The sequence below is a fragment of the Bradyrhizobium sp. UFLA06-24 genome (assembly GCF_054967145.1).
Genome location: NZ_JADFUE010000072.1, coordinates 1 through 23,261, shown reverse-complemented (window position 1 = coordinate 23,261; position 23,261 = coordinate 1). Strand labels below are relative to the sequence as shown.

Below are 23,261 nucleotides of genomic sequence, written 5' to 3'. Positions count from 1 at the left end.
CGAACAGCAGGTAGTGTTCGCACGCCTGCAGGCCTGCAGGTACACCTCCGTGCTGAGGGAATGCTGGTCGAAGCAGTACACCGCCAAACGCGCCTCGATTTCCGTGGCGGCCGCGGGATCAAGCCGCCAGCTGAAAGCGTTTTGAACCGTATAGCGCTCGGCTCTTTCCTTGGATTCGGCATCAACGCCTACGAGGTCGATGCGCCCGTGCGCGGCCTCAATCGTCTTGTGCCGATAGGTCTCGAGAAGCTTATGGCGCAAGACGAGGTAGCGGCGGATCTCCCCGGGAAAGTACCGCCACATCAAGCGCCAACAGCCGTTCGATGGCGGAACGCGGCGCAATGTCTGCGAAGACCATCTGCCGGAGCGCATTGTATTGTTCTCGGCGCTCGCCGAGAAGCAGCAGGGACTCCGGCGCTTGGATCTCGTAATCCGCCGGCGTGGCGGAGAAGACGAAGTCTTGCGCAGGGGGAAGCGGTCCGTTCATTGCGGCGACGTCTCGGAGGCAGCCCGGGGAGGGACGGCGCTCGGAACCATGGCGAACGGCGTCATGGACCGGGCTAGCGGCCCAAAGGTCCTTCGCGATCGGCAGCGTCTGCATGTTGGTCCACCAGGCTAGCTCGTTGCTGCCGCGGTGCAGATCCTGATGATGACGCCGGCACAGCGGCACGGTGAATTCGTCGCTGACCTTGCGGGCCAGCGCGCGAGGTTGCGCGAACTTCATTTGATGGGGGTCGGACGGGACACACGGCAGATCAGACAAGGCTGGCCGCGAACGAACAGCAGGTGGGCCTTGCTGCGTTTGCGCCGCTCCTTGGGAAACGCAAGGCTGCCTTCGGGCTGCGGGACCTGAACCGGCATGGTGGCTATGGCGTCGTCGGCATCGGAAATGTCAGTCCCCTCGCGCGGCCTCGTCCCGGCTGGCTCTTGCTGCTCCTGACCGTCGCCCGGAGCCGCGGCTTGCTCCAATTTCTCTCGGAAGGCGGCCTCCACTGCCTGGGCGTCGGCCTCCTGGAGCGAGTTTTTCAGGGGCAGGCTCGCTTTGGCCCAAGAGGAGGAGCTCCTCGGCCGTGCCAAGGGCCATGAGCTCGCCTAGGAGACGTTGCCGCAGCTCGGCCGAGGGCCGGTCGGCAAGCACCGGCGGACGGTTTAGGACCGCCTTGGCGGGCTTTACCGGCCCCCCCGTCGCCCTTGGCCGCTGCGGACCTGCCGGAGGCCCGGCCAGGGCGTCCAGATCGTCCTCGCCGGATCCCGACCAACGCGAACAGCGCATAGCGGCGGGCATAGGTTAACGCCGCACCCATCCGGTGCGGCGCCTCGGTCTCCTTTACGGAGCAGACCGGCAGGTCCGAGGAAATCCACTCCCCGGAGGCATGAGCTAGCAGCGTGGTGAGGTGGATTTGGTCCTGTTCGACACGACTGAGCTCGCATCACCGAGGGAGCCGCGCCTGAATACGCGCCGCGGCATCCAGCTTTGGAAGACCGGGCAAGTCCCTCGATGGTGTCGCTACCCAATACCTGAGCGCCGATTCACGCGCGACTTCAGCAACCTCGCACACACCTGGCGGATAGGGGCTGCTAGACAGCACCATGTTACGTTCACGCCCAGCGCCTTTCGATCTATTTCGGTTTGGCCGGTGTATTCCCGAATGGACGTCTCGATACGTCGATAGCGGAAGCGCAAAGCGTTTGCCTGATCTCCTCAAGTCGATCTGTCTCGCGCCATGCAAAACTGCCCCCTCGGCGCCATGAGGAATTGCTCCCTCCCTGGATAGCCAAGGAGAGAGCAAATGAACGAGGGACAAATCACTAGAGGCTCGTCGTGGAGTGATCCACGGCAGCAGGTGATGAAGACGCCGGATGACGTGGCGGAGATGTTGCGCCTGAGAGCGTGCGGTTGGGGGCTGAAGCGGATAGCGCGCGAACTGGGCTGCAGCCATCACACGGTGAGAGGTTATGTGGCGACCGGCGGAATGAACCCGTTTAAATGGCCGGAGAGGTCGCAACGGCTCCATGGCCTTGAGGGATGGCTGCGCGAAAGGTTCATTCGCCATCGTGGCAATGCGGACGTGGTACGCCAGGATCTGTTGACTGAGAAAGGCGTGACAGTCAGCCGGCGAACGCTGCAGCAGGCGGTGCGACCTTATCGGCAGTCGCTGAAGGCGGAGGCGCTTGCGACGATGCGGTTCGAGACACCTCCGGGTCGCCAGCTGCAAATCGACTTCGGGGAGCGCCTGGTCGAGATCGGCGGAACGAAGGTCAAGGCATTCGTGTTCGTGGCGACGCTGGGACACTCTCGACGGCTGCATGTACGAGCGTTCCGGGCCGAGAAGCAAGAGCACTGGTTTGGCGGGCTTGAGAGCACATTCACCACCCTCGGCGACGTACCGGGGGAAGTGCTGATGGATAACCCGCGCGCACTTGTAGTGCGCCACGACGCGGTGAGCCGGTCGGTTCAGTTCAACGCCAGGCTGATTGCCTTCTCGAGGCACTGGGGCTTCCGTCCTCGCGCGTGCGCACCATATCGGGCACGCACAAAAGGCAAGACGGAGAATGGCGGCGGCTATGTGAAGAAGAACGCGATCGCAGGTCATTCCTTTGCAAGTTGGGAAGCGTTTGAGGCCCATCTCGCCAAGTGGGAGCGAGAGGTTGCGAACGTCCGGATCCACGGCACGACCGGAGAGGCGCCGATTGTCCGCTTCGCTGTTCGTGTCGATCTCGATGGCCACAATCATTGCCGACGATCCGGGTTAGCTCGCGCAATGATCGGAACGAGAACCGCCCGCCGGCTTCGACTTCGAGGCGCAGCCCTCGATCGATCCCAAGCAAATCCGCGACTTGGCCGCGTCACGTTGGATCGCCAACGGCGAGAATGTGCTGCTGCTCGGCCCGCCAGGCGTCGGTAAGACGCACTTGTCGATCGCGCTGGACGAGAGACGATCCTGGCCGGTTACACCGTGCAGTTCACCACGGCGACAACGCTCGTCGCGGGCCTGGCCAAGGCGCATGGCGAGCGGCGCCTGGACGAGAAACTGCTCGCGCTGGCGAAGCCAAAGCTGCTCATCGTCGACGAGCTCGGCTATCTACCGCTGGAGCCAGGCGCCGCGCATCTGTTCTTCCAACTGGTCAGCCGCCGTTAAGAGACCGGTGCCATGCTGATCACGTCGAACCGCAGCGTTGCTGAATGGGGCACCGTGTTCGCCGATCCCGTTGTCGCCACCGCGATCCTCGACCGGCTCCTGCATCACAGCCACGTGCTGACGATCCGCGGCGACAGCTACCGGCTCCGAGCCAAACGGAAGAGCGGCCTCATCAAGGTGCCGCCCGCCGGTGACGGCCCTCCGGTCGGCTCCGCCTCCCTCCGTCCCGTCACCGGCGGAAACAACCATCAAACGACATCATGAAACCGAGGGTGGGAGCAGTTCTTCATGACGCAAAGGGGGCAGTTCCGGATGGCGTTTGACACGATCTCAATGCAGGATGCGTTGTCAGATTGTTGTAAGGATTGAAGTGGGACTGGGGCGCGCGAAATTAACCGCTGCGCCCACAAATCAATCCCGCGTAGTCGCTTTTGAATGGCCTCGCCAAGCGTTCACAGCTACTGTTGCGTGTGGCCAAAATTGAAAATTTACCAAGTTCATTTCGAGTGCAGACCCTCACCCATTATTGGCGAAGAGTACGACGGACCCCGCTTGCCAAGGCGGCATCGGCCGGCCTCTCGATGCTTCGTCATGCCCGTCTGCTGCTTCCCTTTCTGGCTGCGCGACCAGGCACGCGATTGAATGCATATCTTCGCGCGCGTCCAGAAATTCTGGAAATGGTCTATGGCCCCTACTTGGCGGCAGATTGGGACGCAGCGACTAAAATCGGCCGCGTCATCGACCACGTCGAGACCGTTTCCGAAATCGCGGGAATTGTCGATATGCCGCCAGATACCGTCGTCGACCTGATTGATCCGCACGCAATCGGCTTCGGCTATCGCATTACCCTGGATCAGGCGCGCTGGCTTCTTCGCGAAGGCCAACTTGTCCTCAGCTTGTGGGACGGCATCGACCGCATCTTTAGCTTAAGCTTTTCCCTCTCAACGCAAGGCGGACGCCGCGTTGCCTATATCGGGGGAATTCAGGGCCGCCACCAAGTCGTTGGAGAACCGGACATTCTTGATCGTTACAGACTCTTCACCAAGGCGGCCTACGGATCGCGGCCTCGCGATTTCCTAGTGGAGGTGTTTCGGCTGTTCTGTAAAGCGATCGGCGTGACGGAGATCTTTGCGGTCGCGGACGCCAACCATCCGACAAGGAAAGACAAGAACGCCTTCGGAATTTCTTATGATGAGATTTGGCAGGAGCGCGGAGCAGTCTACAACAATGATGGCTTCTATCGCCTCCCTATCACCCTGGAGCGGCGAAGCGAAGAGGAAATTCCGGCTAAAAAAAGATCGCTGTATCGCAAGCGCTTTGCCCTGTTCGACAAGATCGAGGAAAATTTCAAGGCACACTTTCACAATGGTCGTGTCGCCGCCTCAACGCCCGCGGTCCCTGAGGTTCATCCCCGCGAAATCCTCACCACCTTTGACGCGACTCTCAGGACGTTGGCCTACGCCGGCTCTTTACTTGTTCTGAGCATCGATAAGATCCTCGGCGGCTCTTGGTTAGGATTTGCGATCGGCGCAATGCTGGTTCAGTTCACCTATTGGCTTCTAAACGACAACATATCTCACGGTACCGCCAAGCGAATAATGGCAATTCGGCAGGTGCGAGATTGGCCTACCGCACTCCGCGTGTTGTTGGCCGCCTTAATGGTGGGGGCCGATATTGCAATCGACGTGATTTGGGGCGGACATAGCCTGGGGAGAACATTCAATCTCTATTTGCTACCGATGTTCGTGACATCACTGTTGTTCGGAGGACGGGTTGCTCTGACTGTGAGCTTGTTTTGCTTCCTCGCGGTCTATTATTTGGATATTCCGCCACGCTATAGCTTCGCGCTCACCTCGATCGAGAGTGCCGCCCACTTGGTTGTTTTTATCATTTTGGCTGCGATCGTTCTTGTCGTCCCAAAATTGTTATTTGCCGCAGCAGAGTTGGCCGCGGCGAGGAAACAGCCCGGCAAAGATGCGTGATCCCGCAGCCGGTGAAACAGAAAATTTTGAGCTCGTCGGACGTTGCCTAGGCCAAGCGCAACTTGCAGTCACCCGCACCATCTCGCAAACTGCCCCCAAAGCCGTGCGGAGCAAGCTTCACGTGGCCGTTTAGCGACGCGCATGGGAATGCCAGTGCTTCTCCTGTTGGTTACATGATCAGCTCTGCCCTCGATCATTTAGGTGATGGTGAAGGATAGCGGCAAAGACCGCCCTAAGGACAACGGCGCGCTCCGTCGCGCGCCGGTTCAATGCGGGACCTGCACACGGAGCGCTATCATCTGATGCAATAGGAACTCGCCCCTTCTGACGGAATTACTCTCGAACATGTTCAGGGGGCCAAGATGGTCAGGCGCTTGCTGCATCAGTCCGCTTTAGAAGGTGCTGGAGACGACTTGCAGGTTTTGATGGCCGAGTTGATCAAGCTCCGCAAAGATATCACTCGCGCCGAACGGGCGAGGGAAGAGACCGTCCACCGGGTCCGAAACAAGCCGGAAAGCAGACGGAAGCGCAAGCAAGTACAAGTTTGAGGGGAGGTTTTTCGATCCAAGCTATTCGAGGTTCACATATGTGAGTGTGGGAACCTGCTCGCCAGGGCAAGATTTATCGTCGATCGGCAAACTAGCGGCCTCGGCATGCAGACCTCGATCTCCTCCAGGTGCTGAGGCCGCTAAGCGTTTCGCAGGGGAACGGTGAGGCCCGCGAGCCAGCCTCCTTGTTTACGCAGGGCACAGCATGCACCTGGCAGACCTCAACTGGGGGGTTGCCAGTTGAGGCCCTGTGTCAGCCTTCACGTTCCTGAGGCGTGATCGGTGAATGAAGAGACAGACCTCGTTGTCACTATCCCAGGGGGAGCGCGTCCGTCGACTACGCCCGGACGTGGGTCGCTGTTTGATGCCAAACAGAGAGGCCGCCTTCAGAGGCGGCCTCAGTCTCAAAAAACGCTGCAGTGAATAAGTGCTAAAACGAGACCGCAGCCCACGCTAAGCTGCGACCAGCCCCGGGTGCACAATCTAAGCGATACAAAATTCATCGCCCGGCCACTGGACGCTAACCTCGGGCAACCGGCGCCGCTACAACAAATGCAAAGCGTCGGGAAAATTTGGCAGTGCCCGGTTCCCGCGGAACTCCAGCCCGGGCTCGTGTTTAGCCCATTTTCCCTCAGCAATGTCGCGCCTTGGGCTTCTGCGGCTTGGACACTCGTGATGTCGAATGGCGTCGAAGATTTGCAAGTGCTGCGCTTGATTAAAGCGTTTTAGAAGATGACTGATCAGAATGTGGCAATGAGGCGAGAAGGATAGCCGCTTAGCCAGTGGGTGAACGCTCGACCTCCTCACGTGCCGCAAGGTCGGGCATTCCATCTCCCGCTAAGACCACTCGATTGACTCGCAGCAGCATCGCACAGGAGACAGTGTTGTGACCACGGATATCAGCAACGAGCTTTCGGAATTGAGGCGGGAAATCTCTCAGCGTCAGCAAGATATCGAGGATCGGCATACGTTGGTCGAGGTTCTCGAGGACAATGGCTACGATGTGCTTGAGCAAGCCATGGCCCTGAAAGGATCGAGCGTAGCTCGCAACGAAAATGGCTCGACAATTCCAACTCATCAAAGCGACGACACGTAGCTCAAAGTCCGCCTTAAATCCTATGCAGGAACGTCGCAAAGCGGAGCGTGCCGAAGTCGACGAGCTGGCCTGTCTGATCAAGCGTGCGTTGCCGTGTGCTAAACCTCTCTGACCTTGGCGCCGCCATCGAACTACCCGAGAAGCACGAAGCGGCTGCGGTCATTCTGACGCGCAGCTCAACCGACAGCACTCTGCGCACGTGGGGTCTGCAGCCCCGGCAGAGGATCGGCTTCAAAAGAGCTGCCGTAGCCGTGGCGCGCAAACTGGCGGTGACAATGTATAGATGCTTAAAACCGGCGAGCTGTTTAATCCGAATGCCGGAGCTGTCGCATAAGTCCGGATAGCGTTCCGAACCTGAATGCCCAAGGCGTCCCTCGCGGGACGTGAGCCGAGCCATTCCGCTGATGCTGTTGCACTGCTGACTCAGCAAAGTGCGTCGGTTACATTGAAGGCTCGTCCCGCGAAGCTCCATCATGCGGCGGCTGATGCCGACTGCGAAGACAACCATGCGCCCGGCAGTGTCTCCCCAGCGATTAGATGCTTGACGCCTCCGTAGCGATTAGACAAGAGCATCAAAGGCGGAAGCGGCAAATGCAAGTTACGCGAAAAGCCGCCCGAAGGCGGCTCTTCAATTCGAACATGTTGATCGCAGATCAGGCAGCCAGCAACGCTGGCTTTGACTTCCGACGATACGTCATGAAGCCGATGCCAGCGAAGCCGAGGATCATCATTGCCCATGTGGAGGGTTCGGGGACGGCGCCGACCCCGCCGCGATTGGCTCCGGCGCCGATCAAGTTCCAGTTGATCGACTCGTTTCCATCGGGGCTGAAATTGACGAAATCATAGTTTCCGGTGTCGAGAATGTGGCCGGTGTCACTGAAACTATAAGCGGTCGAATTATCGGTGAACGACACGATGGGCGCATGCGTGCTGCAGGAGCCGCCAGCGCCCGAGCTGCTGCATCCCCCGATGCCATTGCTGCCCGGATCCCCCGGAAAGATACCATTCGGAGGCGAACCGTTTCCAGAGTTGTCGCTGCTGTCAAAGTTATATGAAAACGTCTGGGTGAAGATGCCGCTGCCCCCCACGGGGATCGTCAGCGGGTTCCAGAAATTGTAGACCGTGCCATCGTTAAAGTTCGACACGGTGAAGTTCGAGATGTTGAGCGCGGTCGATCCCGTGTTCACGATCAAGATCGCCCCCGAATCGAACGACTGCGCACCAGACGACTGCGACACGACGCCGGGAGCGCCGATCCACGGGGTCGGAAAGAACCCACTCGCCCGAAGATTGTCCGCGTATCCGGTGTAAACATTGAACGTATCGGCCTTCGCTACTGTAGCGCCCAATCCGACCGCAACGGATGCCGCGGCCAGCGCCGCCACAGAGAACCGCTTAGACTTACCTTTAAACATGATTACCCTCCGTCTGTTAAACCCTACGAGAGCACCAGCGGAAAAATCAGCATTAAAAAAGTCAGCATTTAACCAGTATAGTTAAAAACGCAGGAGAAATATGTGTCAAGCCAGCATGGCTGACCATTTAAACCGCTATCTTTCCTAAACGTTTAAATCTCCTTCTCGCCTCGAATTTCCAAATGGAGTAACCGTACACCGAGCTTGGTCATCGGATTGCGGGCGGAAATGATGACGTCGATCTCGGCGGTCGAGAAGCCGGTCAAGCTCGAGCCGATATCGACTCGATCGAAGCACGTTCGCCGCTCTTGTTGAAAATTCCTGGTCCGATCCCGCATTCAGCGGAATCTTGTTTTCGGCAATGGGCGGCCCCCGCTTCTGGCGTTCCGAGAGAGCGGAAAAGCCTATCGTGGGCATTTCTGCGAGGCCCATTTGCTCCTGTGCGCCCCCTACGGGTAAAAAGTTGTAATTCCTGTTAACAGGGCAAAGCGAGCGGACCGGCCAGATAGATGTGGCTGATCCCCTTCGATCGAGCTGGCGAGGACCACATGCGTTCCGGCGGAGTGCCTAGGCCCCTGGGATAAGCTATCGTAAGATCGGGCATGTCTACCCGCCCGCCGTCCGCCGACATCAAGGAACGCTCTGATCTGGACGGCTCGCCATTCCGGCTGATGGGCGTGTCCCCACGAGCGCGCGCGGCCGAGATTACGGCAGCTTGCGCGCAGGCCCGAAAGGAGCAGGCTGCACCGGAGCAGCGCTTGAGCCTAGCATTGAACCGGCTTCTCGATCCCGGGCAGCGACTAATGTGCGAGCTGAGCTATCCCCTCGACGCAGCGCCCGAACAGGTGGAGATATTCTACTCGGCTCTTTCCGAGACTGCTACGATGCCCGATACGCTGGCAACCGCGGCAGGTTTCCCGCCGCTTTCGCGGGCCAATTTCATTGCCGAAGCTTCCACTCGCGTCCCTCCATCGGTCGACTTCTTCATCGCGTTGATCAACGCGCACGCGGATGTGGATCCTGTCGCCATCTACACCCTTCTCAAATCGGTTCGGCAGAGCGCGGAATTGCCCGCGCCATCCCTGCTCAGAGTTCGTAAGGGGCTAGGGGAGCTGACGGCGCACCATTTCAGCGCCATCCTTACCGCAAACGACCTCCAGTCCACTGCCATCGCGCTCGCCGCGTGTCCCCGCCAAACCGCGGCCCAGAATGATACGCTGCGCTTGGAATCTTTGTCGCATGTGGTCGATGCTTACCGATCGCTCTCCGCTCCTCGACGCAATCAAGTAGGCCAAGACTTCGGGATCGCTTGCCAGCGCCTGGGGCAATACACGCCCCAGGATTTGGCAGCCGCGGAAATCGAGCAATTCGGGACGCTGCTCCGTCTTCTAGCTTCTTTGACGGCGCCGCTGGAATTCCGATCCGGCACGCAAGATGCGACAATCTTAGAGGCACTCGCTCACATCAAAGCCTTACTCGCGCAATTGACGGAAACTCACGATTATCAAGCGGCAAAGCGTGTCTTGGATGCGGCTATCGGCGCGCTTGCACCGAATTCCCTCGCCGCCTACGAGCTGCACAATGTGCGCAACGTTCTGGAAAGGCTTCTCATCAGAGACGCCATCGCGGCGCTCCAAGCGCAGGTCGACCGAACTCAGGAGGATCCGCGCATTGCTGTCGGAGAATTTGCGCGTCTCGCTGGTGATGGTACATCACACTCACCAGCCGGCAGTTTGGCATCCGCTTTCATTCTCGCCGTCGAACAAACCCAATTGACCGCCTTTGACGAGCAACCTTGGGCCATAATGCAAGAATTCGCCTTGCGTTGCCATACGGGCTCCCCGGAGGTCGCGGTTGCACTGGTGACACGGCTGATCGAGCTCGGCGAAAGCATGTCGGCCCCCTCGTCGACGTTGATCAGCTTTCGCGCCGATCTCGGTCGCTTGTCACCGGATCCCATGCCCCAAGCGGACGTCGCGAACAACCGCCCTTCACATCGGCGAAAGCTTATCGCGTGGGCGGCGGCGTTACCGCTAATGGCCGGGGTCGCGCTTCTTATCACCTACGAAATGGGCTTCATGCCGTTGCCTCATCAAGTGACGGCAATGCAGGATCCAGACAACATGGTCCGGGCGTCGGAATTGCTGCCGCCAGTCGGAAAGGGGCAACGGCTGAGCCGTAACTATGTCCGCTACTGCAAGTTTCAGGAGCAACGGCTGGGTATCATCAAGCAGCACATCCACGCGGCCGACGATGTTCGCGCCTATAACGCTTTGGTGGGCGACTACAATTCCCGCTGCTCGGATTTCTATTACCAAGACGAGGACATCAACGCGGTGATGCTGGAGATCAGTGCCAACAAAACGATGCTCGAGGCGGATGCGCAGAAGATCGTGTCGACATGGCCATGGCGCGCCACTTCCAAGACGGCTCAGCCGTCGGCTAGATAGTCTTGAGGCGCGCTGCGCTGAGGGGGGCGCACAAGATCAAACAGGGGTTCGGACTTCGAGCGCTGGCTACTGCTAGACCGTCAACAGCGTTCACGCGTTGAGTTCTGTCCAGCGATCGGCTTGGCCAGCAGCCTTCTGGCGGTTAACCGGCCGTTTCGGCCGCTTGTTGCTTGAAATGGGAATACATGGGCCCCGACCTCTCTCCCATGCCCCCGATTCCTCAGAGGTCGCGGTAGGACTACATCATTGCCAAGAGGGCAATGCCGGCGACCAGCACAACAAATCCCGTCACCACCGCAGCGGTGAACGATCGCTCTACACTATCCATGAAACGCCCCCTGCCTGAGACGCGCACGTTCCCCATCGCCTCTCCGATTGCACTTACACCAATGAATCGTGTCCCAAAACGTTCGATCGGGTGTCTGAACTGCGATTCGTTACGGCGGTAGGCTGACAGGTCCGCACTAGCGTCTTCATCAGTCTGACGAAAGTCCTGCAGCTGCAGCTCGGGCCAGCCGCTCGCAGGCTTGATCAGATTCGAAGGAGTTCTGCCAACCCCGCGCTTGCATCCAAATGCTAGGGCTTGGGTTCGTTTGTGATATCCGGTACTAACAAGCTCTGCTCAAGCTCGGTGAGCTGTTCGATCAGACGCTCGATAATCCTCGTAGTCGGATTGCGTCAGGACGTCACGCTTCGCGAGGTCAGCTCGTCTTTCAGGATTGTCGCCATGATGCCCTTCACGCTCATGCCGCCTACGCTTGCAAAATTGATCGTAATCAAAAATACGACCTGCGGAATAGAGGCGAAACTTCTGCGAGTTGCAACGACACAGCTCTCGCAATCAATTATCTCCGTAAGATTACGGGAAAAGCACTGGCTGTTGACCACGCGGCTCAAATGTTCGGAGGGATCTATGAGGGATCCCGCTCTTCTGGTAATTGCGAAGCCGTAATTTGATCTGTTCTTTTCCAATGATGGATTTTGCGAGGGATTATGTTTGTTACCGTCGTAGCGGTTCTTTGCAACTTATCGTCCACGGATTGCATCAATGAGATCGTCACCAGCTCGGCGTTGGATAGTAGCGTGACTTTTCAGAGCTGTTTGATCAGCGGACAAGCGGGCTTGGCCCGGTGGAAGCAAGAACATCCGATCTATCGTTCCGAGGCTTGGTGCCCGGAGACTACAAGCTAGTTGCCCATCATAAAGCCTAAGCGACGGCGAGAGTTTCCCGGATAAGCATCTGTGGCCGCGCTCCGATGCAGCGTAGTTCGGCGCCGTTCGGTCGCAGAAGCTGGGCCCGCCGCAACGTCGCGTAATGACCCAAGAGCCTTGCGGCAGATGGCATCGTGGCCTGACAGATCGCGCCATATCTCGGTTTGCTCTGGGTTAAAGGCGACTTCTTCATCGGCAGCCTTTTCGTGTGAGGACCTCTTCCGGAAATTCGAGCAGTGGTTGTCGCGTTTTCAAAGAAACGATCAAGTGGTGTTTTTTGCCAATCGAATCGAAACAGCTCGCGATGTTCTGAGCGCATTCTACGATCAAGTATCTTCGCAGCTCGCGGTTGCTGTTTCGAAAAACAGCGAAGGAGCCGAGTATTATCTTACGATAATACCCCCATTTTGTTGCAAATGGGAAACAGAGGTGTGGAAATTTTCGGAAATGGTGAACAGCCGCATTTGAGCCAAACTCGCCCCTCTACGTCGCGCGCAAGTGATCCACACCTGAGCTTTTTCCCGAATGAAGATAGAGATCTTGTTGACGCGCGCCGCCATGGTTGTAAGCGCGCTCGCACTTACGCTTGGCTTGGCAAGCCTTCTGTACAACATGGAATCAAGTCCTACCGGGCTTTCGGTCAAGAAGTTGTTTCTTGTCATCATCTTTTGTGCGGCGTTGCTGAGCTTGTTCTACGGCAACGTTGTCTACCAACTGACACGCCTTGGTCAGATCAGGCGACATCTTGCACATTGCTCGACCGAGCCCGAGGTCCTCCGCGATGTCGAGAAGGCGGCAACCGTCAGCATTCTCATTCCTTCATATCGGGAGCAGATCGCGGTCGTGATGCAAACCGTGCTGTCGGCAGCTCTCTCCGAGCATGCTCACCGGCGAGTTACCTTGCTGATCGATGATCCGCCGAATTGCAGCGGCGCGGATCTCATTTCGCTTCGCGCGACCCGCGAACTCGTCGAGGAGCTTGATAATTTGTTTCGCCGGCCAGCGCAGCGGTTCCAGCACGCCGCGGAAGCGCACGATATTCGCCTGCGATCAGAGGGTTTTGATTCGGAAGGCGAGCGCGCGTTTCTCGCGGATCTCTATGAAGAAGCCGCTAAAATCGTCCGCCACATCGGCATGCTGTATGCCGAGCGCTCCCAACCTGCCTTTGCCCATGCGGACGAGGTTTTCGCGCGCGACGTCGTTCGTCGCCTCATCCTCGAACATCGCGCGCACGCCGCCAGCATTCGACGTGGTGAGGCCTTCGATCCACAGCAGTTTCACCTTGAATATCAGCGGCTGGCAAATCTGTTCGCCGTGCCAATCGATTGTTTCGAGCGCAAGCGGTTCGCCAATCTTTCGCACGCGCCAAACAAGGCCATGAATCTCAACAGCTATATCGGGCTCATGGGGCGCGCGTTTCGCGCAACAAAGAACCGCGACGGCGATCCGATCCTGCTCGATTGCGACGAGGGCGAAGCCGACTTCGCCGTGCCGGGGACGGACTACGTCATCACGATCGATGCGGACAGTATCATTTTGCCCGACTACATCGGCAAGCTCGTTTCCATGATGGAGGCGGATTCTCGCATCGCCATCGCGCAGACCCCCTATTCCGCGTATCCCAACCCATCTTCGGTTCTAGAGCGCGTCGCGGGTGCAACGACCGACATCCAATATCTCGTGCATCAGGGGTTCACCGCATACAATGCGACCTTCTGGGTGGGCGCCAATGCTGTTCTGCGGTATGCCGCCCTCGATGAGATCAGAACCGCGGCAGAGGAGCGCGGTTACACCGTGCCAGTCTTCATCCAGGACAAGACTCTGATCGAAGATACGGGGTCGACGATCGATCTCGTGGCGCGCGGCTGGCGCTTGCACAATCATCCGGAGCGGCTGGCTTACAGCGCAACCCCCCCGGACTTCGGGGCGCTCGTCATCCAGCGGCGACGCTGGGCAAACGGCGGACTGATCATCTTTCCTGGCCTCCTCGAGCTCTGGCGGGACCGCGGCGCAGGCTGGGTCGAGACGTTCGTGCGTTCGCATTATCTGCTTTCGCCCGCGCTCGCCAATGTCAGCCTGCTCTTGCTGCTGATCATTCCATTCGGCCACGAGTTCTCCAACGTTTGGTTCCCGCTTGCAGCCGCTCCCTATTATCTGCTCTACGGCCGCGACCTGGCCCGGTGTGGTTATAAGTGGCGGGACATGCTGCGCGTTTATGCACTGACGCTGCTGCTCATTCCCATCAATCTGGCGGGTGTCTCCTCTTCCGTTGTGCAGATCATAACAGGACGCAAAGGTGCGTTTGCGCGTACGCCAAAGATAGACGGTCGCACGGCCGCGCCCGCCTCCCACCTGATCGGCCTGGCGCTGCTGCTTGTCACTGCCGTCGTTTCCGCCTTGACGAATCTCTGGTCGGGCAACTTGCTGTTCTTCGGCTTTTCGGCGGTCAACGCCGGTTTCTTCGTTTACGGCTTTTGGCGCTTGATCGGCTGGCGCGAGGCGCTGACGGACATCAAGGCGGGTCTTGGGTTGGGATCCGTCGATCACGATACGGCGGGCGACTTGGAACTCGCCGAGGAGCCGGGCCAATGACAGCAAGGCGGATCATCCTATCGATGCACCCGATGGCTCGACGCGACCAACGCGCTTGGCACGGAGCGCTAGGGAGGATTGTCTCTCTTGCCTTGGCTTCTGGCATCACTTTCGCAAGCGCCGCTGCCCAGGACCCGTCACGCTTCAATTTGCAGAGCACGAGCGATTTTGCGTCCTACGGCGCCTTTTACACCGATCTCACCGCAACCTACGCTCCGTTCGGCAATTTGTGGGACGAGGGGTGGCGCGTGCAGGGAGTCGCCTCAGCGCGCCGTTACAGCACGATCGATTCCGGTCAGAAGCGAATTGGACTTGATGCAACCGTCGACGTACTCGGGGGCTATCAGTTCACACCGCACGGGTGGTCATGGATCCTGTCTGCGGGACCGACTTTCGTGAACAGTCATCTCTACGCCGTGCCCGGGCTGCCCGCCACCAATTCGTTCAATTACGGCCTGAAGGTCTTGACCTCGCTGTACGGCAAGCCCTCGGACGACACGATGGTCTACGTCCAGGCGCACTACAACACGGCTTCGGATTTCTACTACGTACAGGGCAAGACCGGCGTCGCAATCGCGCCAAACCTCTTCGTCGGGCCTGAGGCAGCTTTTTCCGGAAGCTGGATTCACGGCTACGACCAGACGCGCCTCGGCGCGCACCTGACTGGCTTTACGCTCGCGCGTTTCAACACCGGAGTGTCGGCCGGATTGGTGCGGGACAGCAGCTACGGCAATGGCTTCTACGCCGGCCTGAATATTCAGTCCGACTTCTAATCAGGACGTCCTCATGGGCCGCCCGGCCTTTCATTTGGTCGGCACTGCATTGCAATCCCGATAGACCCCATCGCCGAGGATCTGAGCGAACGTCTGAATATCGCACGCGCCGTGAACCATGGTTCGACGAATTCGGAGCGGATCGCCGCCCGGATAGTTGAGGCCATTATCGATCGTAAACAAGGCCGTGTAGCCGGCTTCCTTCGCGAGCTCGATCATCGGGTCATTGTAGTGGCCGGCCGGCCATGCGAGGTACGGCACAGATTGGTGAAGTCTTTCGGCGAGCACGCGACGTGACTCGTTGAGTTCCCACCGCACTTGTTCGGGCCCTTTGCCTGGCGTGCGGCCCTCCATCCAATCGATCATGGTATCGCCAGGTTTCCAGGGGTGTGTCATGCTGTGGGAATAGACGTCGTAGCGCGGGTTTCGCGCGATGGTCTCGACCTCAGCCCAATCCATGTGAGGCCAGCCGATGCCCTTGCCAGCGATGATCCAAAAGGTGGCCTTGAAGCCATACATGTCGAGGATCGGCAGCGCGAACTGGCTCGATTTCCAACCGTCGTCGAATTGGATGGCGACAATCTTTCTCTGCGGCAGGATGGCGCCGCGCATGTAGTCAACGACCTCCTTTGCAGTCAGGGTGAGATAGCCGTGGTCGTGCAGGTACCTCATCTCCGACTCGAAGCGCTGCAGCGAAATGGCTTCGAGGCTATCGGGAGGCCCATCAGGCGTGTTGCGAATCTGATGATAGACGATAATGGGCAGCGCCTCATCAGCCGCAGCTCCGGGACTGAATGCGCCATAGACGAGAAAGCCGACCGCAAGCACGGACGCCGTAAATCGCTTGGATGCCAGCAATGGGCAATCCTCCTGCTTATCAATTAAGAAGCTCGAGCTAACTGAACTGCAATTCTTGTCGCCAGCAAAGCTTTTCCGGTCCTGGCAAGCAAGAAGAACGCTCGATCTGAACGCGAAATCGAGCCGAATTTCCGGCCTGGAAGAGAGGCCATTAATCGGGATAGGGTGAGCCTCGCTCCTCCCTCCCACACCACCGTACATACGGGTCCGTATACGGCGGTTCGCCGGATTGAGCGCGAAGGGTTTGTTTTGCGTCCGCGCCAGAGGCTCAGATGGTGGTCTCCGTCGGCCCCCGGCGCCGATCCTCAACCCGGCGCTGGGGTCATTGCGGCTTTGGCTCTGTGCAGTTTCTAGCCCCTGAGCCGCCTAGCAAACACCCTGCGCGGCTGTACGGAGCATTGAAGTCGCTGGCGCCATCCGGGCCGAGCGCAACATTGGCAGTGCTGTTCTCGCACCAGAAACCCGCTATTAGCTTTTCTGCGCAAAATTCAGCACGTGCCGATTTCTGGCGATTTGCGGCACGCGAAATGGGAATACCGGCCCCGGCTGATGCCCCATCCTCGGCTGGGGCCGTCTTTATATCTTCACAATGTCGTTCAACTCGGTCTCTGGCCATGCTTAGAGGCATTGCTATCGCGCTATTTGGACTTGCTATCTACTCGCAGATCGATCTCTGGCATTGCTTGATGGGCGCAATGTCCGAGCGGCGACCAGCATGGTCCGCGAGATCGGGCGCGGCTTCGGCTTCTAGAGTAGCGGCTGCAATCAAAAGGCCGTTGGACACCTTGGCTCTGTCACCCGAAGGCGAATCGTGCAGCATTGCGAACGAAACGACCCCGGCAGCGGTGGCTTGAAGGGAACTGCCAGGGCCGCATTCCAGCCGGTCAATCGGCGGTAAACCGGCGAAGTCTCAAGCGAGCGATGGAGCTTCGGTTCCATTCTTTGCGTTGCCCGGGCAGTTAATTGTCTGGCCGGAGAATTAGCAAATCGGACCGCCAGCGTATAATCTGCCGCTATTCGCACGTTATGAATAACTTGAAAGCCGAGATTGATGCGCTCGTCGCCGAAACAATGTCCTTCGCGAAGAAGGTCGATGACGAATTGCGGCGCGCGGCGCCGCAACCAAGAGAGTACATTGAGCGAATTGGCGACAAGCCGCTCGACTACGGCGGCAGCGAGCGCGACGAAATTCTAAAGCGCATAGAAAATTTCAGGGCACATCAACAGCGATTTGCGCGAGAGCGAGAGGACTATGCATCTTCTATGCTTCGCAAACTGAAGATTACCTAGGCAATTCATCGTTAGAAAATACGCCGCTCCAAGGAGGAGCGGCTTTGTCGCAATTGGCGAACCGAACAATCACGCGGATGCCGCAAGCCGCAAGTGCCTGCCGTCCTGTAGCTACCGATAAGTCATGAAGCCGAGGCTGCAGAAGCCAAGGATCATCATTGCCCATGTGGGAGTTCGGGAACGGTGGAGACGTTATCGATACCATCGCTCGTGAATATGGGATATTGGCTTAAATCGATGCATGCCCCGCCGTCATCGAGCACTGGCGGGAAGAGCCGTCAGAGCGAGCTCCATGCAGCCACGCTGAACGATGAGGCCCTAACCTCTAAAGTTAAGCTCATCGAGCGTGAGTGGCAGGATCACTGCGCTGTGGCCAAGCCATTTGAGGACGTCTTGGACAAGAAGAGGCGGGCGTGACGCTCTCCATCGACCGCCAGAAGGCCTCGACCCTCGGTGTCCGCGTCTAGGACATTGACAACGCGCTGAACAACGCAATTTGCGGCAGATATCGACCACTCATCTACACCCAGTGCAATCAGTACATGATCGTGCTGGAGGTCGACCCGAGGTTTCAGGTCGATCCCTCCAACCTCGATCGCGTCTTCGTCCGCGGGCGAACGGTGCGCAGGTACCCCCGTTGGCCGTAACCGGCATGAGCTCCACGTCCGCAGTGATCAGTGAGCGCGGGCGTAGCGGATCGGCATCCAGTATTGCCGCAAGGCTTCGACCGCCGCGGGAATATCGGCGTGGGCGTTACGCAGAAATTTCTCGGTCTCGCGGCCGCTTCGTGGTGGTCCAAGCAGCGGCCGGCCCTGATCGTCGCGACAGTGCAGCAGGATAGGTAGAAGTAGACCGTAATTGACGTTGCTGGCGTCCAGCAACGGTGCCCACGCCAATAGCTTGAGCCGCATCGCGGCGTAGAAGCCTTGGCACCATGGTCGCGGATCGACCTCTCCACTGGGCTTACGCCGGTGCATCGGCGCGAACCTGTCGGGTGCGGTCGAGAGGGTGTTGCTGATGTCGTTGTGACGCAGGGCGACGGCCGATATCGCTGCAAACTCCGGGGTGCCGCCGTGGTTGAAGGCATCGGCATCGATGGCGAGCAGCGGGCAGATCCAGTCGAGTAGGCTCATCGACACCCATCCGGCCACGATTGCTGCGACGTAGCCGTCGAGCATGGGGAGATTGGTGGCGGCAGGATGCTGATCGACCCGAGCCTGCAGCCATCGCTCGAGCTCCTCGAGTGGCATCGCGGCTACCGCCATTGACGACGCTGCTTTATGACGACGCGGGCTCATGCCGCGGCCTGTGCGGTGCGCTGGCGGGCCGCCTTCTAGTGCCAGGCGAGGAGTTCGTGCAGTTGATGGCTCTTGGTTCCACCGGAGATGACGCGCTCCAGCACGTCGGTCAGATAGGCTTGCGGATCGAACTCATGGACCTTGGCGGTGTTCACGAGCGACGCCAGGACGGCCCAGCTTTGGGCACAGCCTTCGCCACCGCTGAACAAGGAGTTGCGTCTTCCCATGGCAATCGGGCGCATGGAACGCTCGACCGTGTTGGAATCGACCTCGACGCGGCCGTCGCGGAGAAACAGCGTCAGTCCGTCCCAGTGATTGAGCGCATAGTTGATCGCCTCTGTCAGCTTCGATTGGGAAAACAGCTGACCTACCATCTGACCCCGACCTTCAAAAGCCCACCCCCAAGCCGGGCCGTCTACCCGATCCGCAGATTTTCGGCAGAGACCTTGCCGTTGCGACCTGTTGCTAGTTCGTAGCTGATGCGGGCGCCTCAGCTAGGTTTGTAAAACCGGCTCTCTCAACGGCAGATATGTGGACGAAAACGTCCGGGCCGCCGTCTTGAGGAGCAATAAAACCATAACCCTTTGTTGCGTTGAACCACTTAACAGTACCGAGAGCCACTTCGAAAACTCCGATTGTTGGTAATGAGCTTTCTTTACCGCGCAACTGTTTAACCGACAAGAGCAGCGCGCGGGCGCGCCGATCCCACCGAAGCAACCACGCAAGCGCGTCGCCTGCATGCCCCAAACGATAATGAACTTTCCCGCGATACTTCAATGAATCAGCCGTGTTGGCGGTGGTCAACCTTCGGCGCCGATCCGCTCGACGAATGGCAGATTCGGCAACGCTTGGTTCGGGAAATTGAGCGCTTCCGGAAAGAGATTTCTGCCTACTATTTTCTCCACGCATGGAATAGTCGGACGACCACAGCTTTATGCATGTGACCGCGAAGGGGCGGTCATTCTGGCGCAACCTGAAGGAGCAATTGGCACCGCCGGATCTTACGAGGTCGACCCGATCGAGGACATTGGAGGTGCCGTCTAGTTGCGAGATCGGAGGATAGCTTGAGCCAATCGGGTAACACTACTGCCGGCTATGCCGCCCACGATCTTCTCGACCACATCGGCGAATTGGCCATCCCGATCTGGCGTCAAATGCTGCAACAATTCTAGCGAACCGGCCACCACGAGAATAATGGTCATAACGCGCACGAAGTGCTGCGGATAGGCGATAACGAACAGCGTTCCCAACAGGCCATAAGCCAAGAAGCGTTCTATCCCGGCTGATGCTCCTGTTTCTGGGCGGAAGCCGATCGGCGACAACGTCGCAAACGCAACAAACCGAGCGCGCACCAAGCCGCTAGAATGATCAATCTGTGAAGCATCCTGGCGAAATAACGCCTCTGCTGGCTTCCGTCCATACTCTTCAGGGGTGCGTTTCATCGGCGATCGCCTGATCGCGGACGTTCGTAAACCGGTGGATGATGAAATGTCAGAGAGCTTTTTGAATCAAGGGTCGGCCGCCAGACTTGGGTTGGTATTGCTGGCGGCCCTTACCGGACGATTGAAATCGTGACCTTTGGATTTGCCTTGGGGAAGATCTACCCCGTCCGATGCAGGAATGAATATCGGCCGCCGGCGGACGCCTCAACAGGTTTCGGATTAACCTCACTTCGTACGGTTAAACGGCAGGGACGGCTAAACTGGAGAATGAACGAGTGCCCGCCGTCCGAATAGCGGCAGCGAATGAATCTGACGGTCGGCCGCGGCCGAGAACGTCTCATCGATTTCGCCATCAAGGTCCGCGATCACGTCTTCAATTGCAGCGATGGCCTGTTGAATTGTTGCGAGTTGCCTCAACTCCTCATCACCAACCTGACTGACGCGGTTCTGCAACGCGACGACCATCTCGCGTCGCCGTTCCTTGAGCTGAACAAGGGGTAATGCATGGTCTGGCGGGTACTGCATCTGAGACCTCTTGGTTTCCGTTGGTCACCACGTTAGCAACAACCCTCTGAAGTGCCGTTGCAAGATCCTCTCAATTTTGATGTTTCTCGATCCGCCATACCGGGGCTTAACAAAATCCTAACCACGAGACCTGGCAATGGACCGCGTCCCTTAGTCGCAAATGGTGCATTTGAAGCCGTGACTGATCTGATCCAACGCTGCCGTCAACTTTTGGAGGACATGACATGATCGACATCAATCGGCTAATCGAGCTGAGCCGGCATGCGGTCGCGGTAGGCGCGATTGCGGTGTACCGAGTTTCTTAGCGCACACCTGCTGGCGATGCCAGCCTTAGGCCGCCGTTGCGAAAGGTCGGAGAGGCAAGCAGATTCGGTGGATTTTGAGCGAGTTTTCGATGGGCGCCGGCCAATGCAATTCGAGGTAGCCTGCCGTCAACACCACTGCACGGGATCCTGCTGTGGACCGAGACTCTAGGTTTAACGCTCCTGCACGCCAAGTTCGCGTGGATTATCCAACTAAACAGCGGTTGTTTTACTATTCAGCTTTGACGCCGGACATCTGCTCATTGGAGATCCTACCTATGCCGACGTCGTGCTCGACGCACGCCTGCTGGCGCAGCTTGCGTATCGCAGGCGAGAGGCGAGCCGTTTGTCGTGCCGCAGCGAGGCTTCACGTTCGAGCAGCTGAGTAAGTACAGCCATTCGGCACGACGAGGCTGCCAGCCTCACCGGCAGCTTCGATTTCGGCGAAGGCCTTGGCCATGCCGTGGAGGCCCCATCGAATAAGGTGTTTGAGACGGAGTGTCTCGGTCAAGTTTTTTCGGGTGCGAATTTCCCGCTGCACTAGTTGCGACAGTTCTATTGCGTGACGCGTTATGCCGCGTCCTCGGGCCGGCCGATGATCTGCAACTTCCATTTCATTTGCGGCTGACTCTGCTTAATGCAAAACCGTCCATCAATAACCGGAAGCTTGAGCACCGAGCTGGGCCGATTGCGGCAGCAACTTTGCGAGCTGTCCGGAAAACCTGGCTGGTAGACATACAAGCGGGTATAAAATGGCTCGACGGAGACGAGGATGTCGATGGTCTTGAGGGCGCGCGGCAGCTTGCCTGATAGATCGAGCAGCCGATCCCCCGAATTGCATGCCAGGGCTATCAATGTGAGGGCCAGAACCATGTGATGACCTTACCCGTCCGCGAACACACAGTGGAGCTAAGCTCGAATCATCCACCGCGTCGAGGGTCCCGATTCAGTTTACTTCAAAAAAGGCGTCTGAGCTGATGCCCGGCCGGCCAATAAATCAGCAACTTGTCGCGCCTCGTCCTTTGGTCCAATCGCCGCGCCACAGACTACACTAGATGTGCGCTCTTCGTCCGCTTGGCGGATGGCGCATCGCGATTTTGTCGACTGCATCAGCCAAATAGTCAGGATGGTGGTGGCCGTAGGTGTTAAGCAGCACCTCCAGCGACATTCCGAGATAGCCTGCTGCATGCCAAGGATCCGAACCTCTTTGCATCAGCCAAGTCGCTGCAGTATGTCGCAGCGTTTGAGGCGAGATGCCCCGACCAAGTCCCGCACGTCTTACAGCACTCTTGAACGCTGTTTTAACCGAGCGGATGGGCTTTCCGTTGTATTCGACGAAATGCTTCGGCTCCGGATCAATCCGATGCCAGCGTCGCAGGTGAGCAAGCAAGCGTCAGGGTATCGGAACTGTGGGCTGCCGCTTGTTGGTTGAGATACTTCCCTGTTTTAAGCGGTAGTAGCGCCCACGCTCCAAGTCGATGTAGGAGGGTCCAATCGCCGGAACTGGAGATGCGGATGCGATGGCTCCTGCTCGGGTGCCACTGTAAACGCCAAGCAAAATGAACCGAGCAAGGTGGCGCAGCGGATGCTTCCTAGTTGGGAGTTTCAACGTCCATCGAATGGCGCGAGCGCTTCTGCATCTCGCGATACCGCCAACAGGTCCAAATTAGTCCCGCGGTATCGCTGCGCGTCAGCCACTTATCTCGCGGTTGCCCCTTCTCTGGCAGCGAGACTTCAACGCTCGCTCGATGATACCCCTCGGCCGCATGGTGGCGAATCGCAGCGCGGAGATCTTCAAGGTCTCGACGCGAGCCGCCTTTGTTTCCAGGCATTTTGGCATACAAGCGACATGCCTCCCCGTTGATCTCACCCAACATTTTTGCCTCCCACCACTCGTTTAACCGCTCGTTTCGCTTCTTGAACTTGCGAATGTCGGCGACGGCATCATCGTTCGCAGTATTCACGTTGAAACGCTCATGAAGCTTCTCTAGCTGCGCATCCAAATAAATCGAGAGGAGGTCTGCAATTCAATATCATCTATATATGGCGAACCCGTCGAGCGGTGCGTGTCGAGGTTAGATGATCCGTCAGCTTTTTTCGGCGGCCGCAATCTCATCTGCAGAGCAGCCTGTGCTAACATCCCGGCCGTTGTCCCTGATGATCCAAGTCGCTTTGTGAGTGATCTTTGCGCTCTTGTTTTGACGAGCGGCCTTGAGCTGAAGTCTTGCTTGTTCCTTCGCGGCATAGCTCTCTCATTCGTCTAACATGAGCCAGCGTGGTAAATTCCTTGCCAGCAATCTTTTCTATGACCAGTCGGTTGCTATCACTCTCTCGACGC

At 58.3% G+C, this 23,261-nt stretch carries 19 protein-coding genes and 6 pseudogenes; 10 read left to right on the top strand and 15 right to left on the bottom strand.

The window, feature by feature from the left end; translation table 11 throughout:
• Positions 1 to 250: 250 nt before the first annotated feature.
• From IF809_RS33170 to IF809_RS33160, 3 genes are read right to left on the bottom strand one after another with little or no spacing between them, the layout of a single operon-like run.
• On the bottom strand, positions 251 to 724 hold the full coding sequence (locus IF809_RS33170; protein WP_462839632.1) for a hypothetical protein: 474 nt from the start codon (positions 722 to 724) through the stop codon (positions 251 to 253).
• A complete protein-coding gene (locus IF809_RS33165; RefSeq protein WP_462839631.1) occupies positions 721 to 993 on the bottom strand; it encodes a hypothetical protein in 273 nt (90 codons plus the stop codon). The genes IF809_RS33170 and IF809_RS33165 overlap by 4 nt, the downstream gene beginning before the upstream one ends.
• 32 nt (positions 994 to 1,025) lie before the next feature.
• A complete protein-coding gene (locus IF809_RS33160) occupies positions 1,026 to 1,358 on the bottom strand; it encodes an ERF family protein (protein WP_462839638.1) in 333 nt (110 codons plus the stop codon).
• A gap of 432 nt (positions 1,359 to 1,790) precedes the next feature.
• Here IF809_RS33160 and istA point away from each other — a divergent pair, with 432 nt between their 5' ends.
• The 5 genes and pseudogenes from istA to IF809_RS33135 form a co-directional block, all read left to right on the top strand.
• Complete coding sequence (istA, locus tag IF809_RS33155; RefSeq protein ID WP_462839630.1) at positions 1,791 to 2,906, top strand: IS21 family transposase; 1,116 nt, start codon at positions 1,791 to 1,793, stop codon at positions 2,904 to 2,906.
• Positions 2,788 to 3,404 (top strand): annotated as a pseudogene (gene istB, locus IF809_RS33150) (IS21-like element helper ATPase IstB); the annotation flags it as partial. The gene istA and the pseudogene istB, both read left to right, overlap by 119 nt.
• 167 nt (positions 3,405 to 3,571) lie before the next feature.
• Positions 3,572 to 5,122 carry a DUF535 family protein gene (locus tag IF809_RS33145; protein ID WP_462839629.1) on the top strand — a complete coding sequence of 517 codons (1,551 nt, stop codon included), beginning with the start codon at positions 3,572 to 3,574 and terminating at the stop codon, positions 5,120 to 5,122.
• 1,434 nt (positions 5,123 to 6,556) lie between these two features.
• Positions 6,557 to 6,766, top strand: coding sequence for a hypothetical protein (locus tag IF809_RS33140; RefSeq protein WP_462839628.1), 210 nt, complete (start codon positions 6,557 to 6,559; stop codon positions 6,764 to 6,766).
• A gap of 143 nt (positions 6,767 to 6,909) precedes the next feature.
• A pseudogene (locus tag IF809_RS33135) lies at positions 6,910 to 7,110 on the top strand (IS110 family transposase); the annotation flags it as partial.
• Positions 7,111 to 7,419: 309 nt separating this feature from the next.
• On the opposite strand, the gene IF809_RS33130 reads toward IF809_RS33135, so the two are convergent.
• On the bottom strand, positions 7,420 to 8,181 hold the full coding sequence (locus tag IF809_RS33130) for a PEPxxWA-CTERM sorting domain-containing protein (RefSeq protein ID WP_462839627.1): 762 nt from the start codon (positions 8,179 to 8,181) through the stop codon (positions 7,420 to 7,422).
• A 602-nt stretch (positions 8,182 to 8,783) separates the two neighbouring features.
• Between IF809_RS33130 and IF809_RS33125 the strand changes: the two genes are divergently transcribed.
• The 3 genes from IF809_RS33125 (at position 8,784) to bcsS (ending at position 15,208) form a co-directional block, all read left to right on the top strand.
• On the top strand, positions 8,784 to 10,631 hold the full coding sequence (locus tag IF809_RS33125; protein WP_462839626.1) for a hypothetical protein: 1,848 nt from the start codon (positions 8,784 to 8,786) through the stop codon (positions 10,629 to 10,631).
• Positions 10,632 to 12,368: 1,737 nt separating this feature from the next.
• Positions 12,369 to 14,435: a glycosyltransferase family 2 protein gene (locus IF809_RS33120; protein ID WP_462839625.1), complete on the top strand. Its 2,067-nt coding sequence runs from the start codon at positions 12,369 to 12,371 to the stop codon at positions 14,433 to 14,435.
• Entirely contained in the window at positions 14,432 to 15,208 is a 777-nt protein-coding gene (gene bcsS / locus IF809_RS33115) for a cellulose biosynthesis protein BcsS (protein ID WP_462839624.1), read from the top strand. Before IF809_RS33120 ends, bcsS begins: the two co-directional genes overlap by 4 nt.
• A 30-nt stretch (positions 15,209 to 15,238) precedes the next feature.
• Here bcsS and IF809_RS33110 read toward each other — a convergent pair whose 3' ends face one another.
• Positions 15,239 to 16,066, bottom strand: a complete 828-nt coding sequence (locus IF809_RS33110) for a polysaccharide deacetylase family protein (protein ID WP_462839623.1) — start codon at positions 16,064 to 16,066, stop codon at positions 15,239 to 15,241.
• 1,026 nt (positions 16,067 to 17,092) lie between these two features.
• On the opposite strand from IF809_RS33110, the gene IF809_RS33105 reads away from it, so the two are divergent.
• Both IF809_RS33105 and IF809_RS33100 read left to right on the top strand, forming a co-directional pair.
• Entirely contained in the window at positions 17,093 to 17,356 is a 264-nt protein-coding gene (locus tag IF809_RS33105) for a hypothetical protein (protein ID WP_462839622.1), read from the top strand.
• 413 nt (positions 17,357 to 17,769) lie between these two features.
• Positions 17,770 to 17,970, top strand: a pseudogene (locus tag IF809_RS33100) (efflux RND transporter permease subunit); the annotation flags it as partial.
• A 60-nt stretch (positions 17,971 to 18,030) separates the two neighbouring features.
• On the opposite strand, the gene IF809_RS33095 reads toward IF809_RS33100, so the two are convergent.
• The 10 genes and pseudogenes from IF809_RS33095 to IF809_RS33050 form a co-directional block, all read right to left on the bottom strand.
• Complete coding sequence (locus IF809_RS33095) at positions 18,031 to 18,621, bottom strand: YecA/YgfB family protein (RefSeq protein WP_462839621.1); 591 nt, start codon at positions 18,619 to 18,621, stop codon at positions 18,031 to 18,033.
• 68 nt (positions 18,622 to 18,689) lie between these two features.
• A complete protein-coding gene (locus IF809_RS33090) occupies positions 18,690 to 18,881 on the bottom strand; it encodes a transposase domain-containing protein (protein ID WP_462839637.1) in 192 nt (63 codons plus the stop codon).
• A 12-nt stretch (positions 18,882 to 18,893) separates the two neighbouring features.
• Positions 18,894 to 19,055 (bottom strand): annotated as a pseudogene (locus tag IF809_RS33085) (IS66 family transposase); the annotation flags it as partial.
• Between the two features lie 14 nt (positions 19,056 to 19,069).
• Positions 19,070 to 19,275, bottom strand: a pseudogene (locus IF809_RS33080) (cold-shock protein).
• A gap of 419 nt (positions 19,276 to 19,694) precedes the next feature.
• Positions 19,695 to 20,096, bottom strand: coding sequence for a VanZ family protein (locus IF809_RS33075; RefSeq protein WP_462839620.1), 402 nt, complete (start codon positions 20,094 to 20,096; stop codon positions 19,695 to 19,697).
• 255 nt (positions 20,097 to 20,351) lie between these two features.
• A complete protein-coding gene (locus IF809_RS33070; RefSeq protein ID WP_462839619.1) occupies positions 20,352 to 20,621 on the bottom strand; it encodes a hypothetical protein in 270 nt (89 codons plus the stop codon).
• 872 nt (positions 20,622 to 21,493) lie between these two features.
• Entirely contained in the window at positions 21,494 to 21,796 is a 303-nt protein-coding gene (locus IF809_RS33065; RefSeq protein ID WP_462839618.1) for a hypothetical protein, read from the bottom strand.
• Positions 21,797 to 21,974: 178 nt separating this feature from the next.
• Positions 21,975 to 22,313, bottom strand: a complete 339-nt coding sequence (locus IF809_RS33060; RefSeq protein WP_462839617.1) for a tyrosine-type recombinase/integrase — start codon at positions 22,311 to 22,313, stop codon at positions 21,975 to 21,977.
• 202 nt (positions 22,314 to 22,515) lie between these two features.
• Entirely contained in the window at positions 22,516 to 22,926 is a 411-nt protein-coding gene (locus tag IF809_RS33055; protein WP_462839616.1) for a hypothetical protein, read from the bottom strand.
• Between the two features lie 130 nt (positions 22,927 to 23,056).
• Positions 23,057 to 23,261, bottom strand: a pseudogene (locus tag IF809_RS33050) (hypothetical protein); the annotation flags it as partial.

Coding starts and splice junctions, on each gene's coding strand:
- IF809_RS33070 (WP_462839619.1), bottom strand. CDS start 20,621: ATGCAGTACCCGCCAGACCATGCATTACCCCTTGTTCAGCTCAAGGAA.
- IF809_RS33075 (WP_462839620.1), bottom strand. CDS start 20,096: ATGAAACGCACCCCTGAAGAGTATGGACGGAAGCCAGCAGAGGCGTTA.
- IF809_RS33105 (WP_462839622.1), top strand. CDS start 17,093: ATGAATAACTTGAAAGCCGAGATTGATGCGCTCGTCGCCGAAACAATG.
- IF809_RS33095 (WP_462839621.1), bottom strand. CDS start 18,621: ATGGCGGTAGCCGCGATGCCACTCGAGGAGCTCGAGCGATGGCTGCAG.
- IF809_RS33170 (WP_462839632.1), bottom strand. CDS start 724: ATGAAGTTCGCGCAACCTCGCGCGCTGGCCCGCAAGGTCAGCGACGAA.
- IF809_RS33090 (WP_462839637.1), bottom strand. CDS start 18,881: ATGGGAAGACGCAACTCCTTGTTCAGCGGTGGCGAAGGCTGTGCCCAA.
- istA (WP_462839630.1), top strand. CDS start 1,791: ATGAACGAGGGACAAATCACTAGAGGCTCGTCGTGGAGTGATCCACGG.
- IF809_RS33125 (WP_462839626.1), top strand. CDS start 8,784: ATGTCTACCCGCCCGCCGTCCGCCGACATCAAGGAACGCTCTGATCTG.
- bcsS (WP_462839624.1), top strand. CDS start 14,432: ATGACAGCAAGGCGGATCATCCTATCGATGCACCCGATGGCTCGACGC.
- IF809_RS33130 (WP_462839627.1), bottom strand. CDS start 8,181: ATGTTTAAAGGTAAGTCTAAGCGGTTCTCTGTGGCGGCGCTGGCCGCG.
- IF809_RS33065 (WP_462839618.1), bottom strand. CDS start 21,796: ATGGTTCTGGCCCTCACATTGATAGCCCTGGCATGCAATTCGGGGGAT.
- IF809_RS33120 (WP_462839625.1), top strand. CDS start 12,369: ATGAAGATAGAGATCTTGTTGACGCGCGCCGCCATGGTTGTAAGCGCG.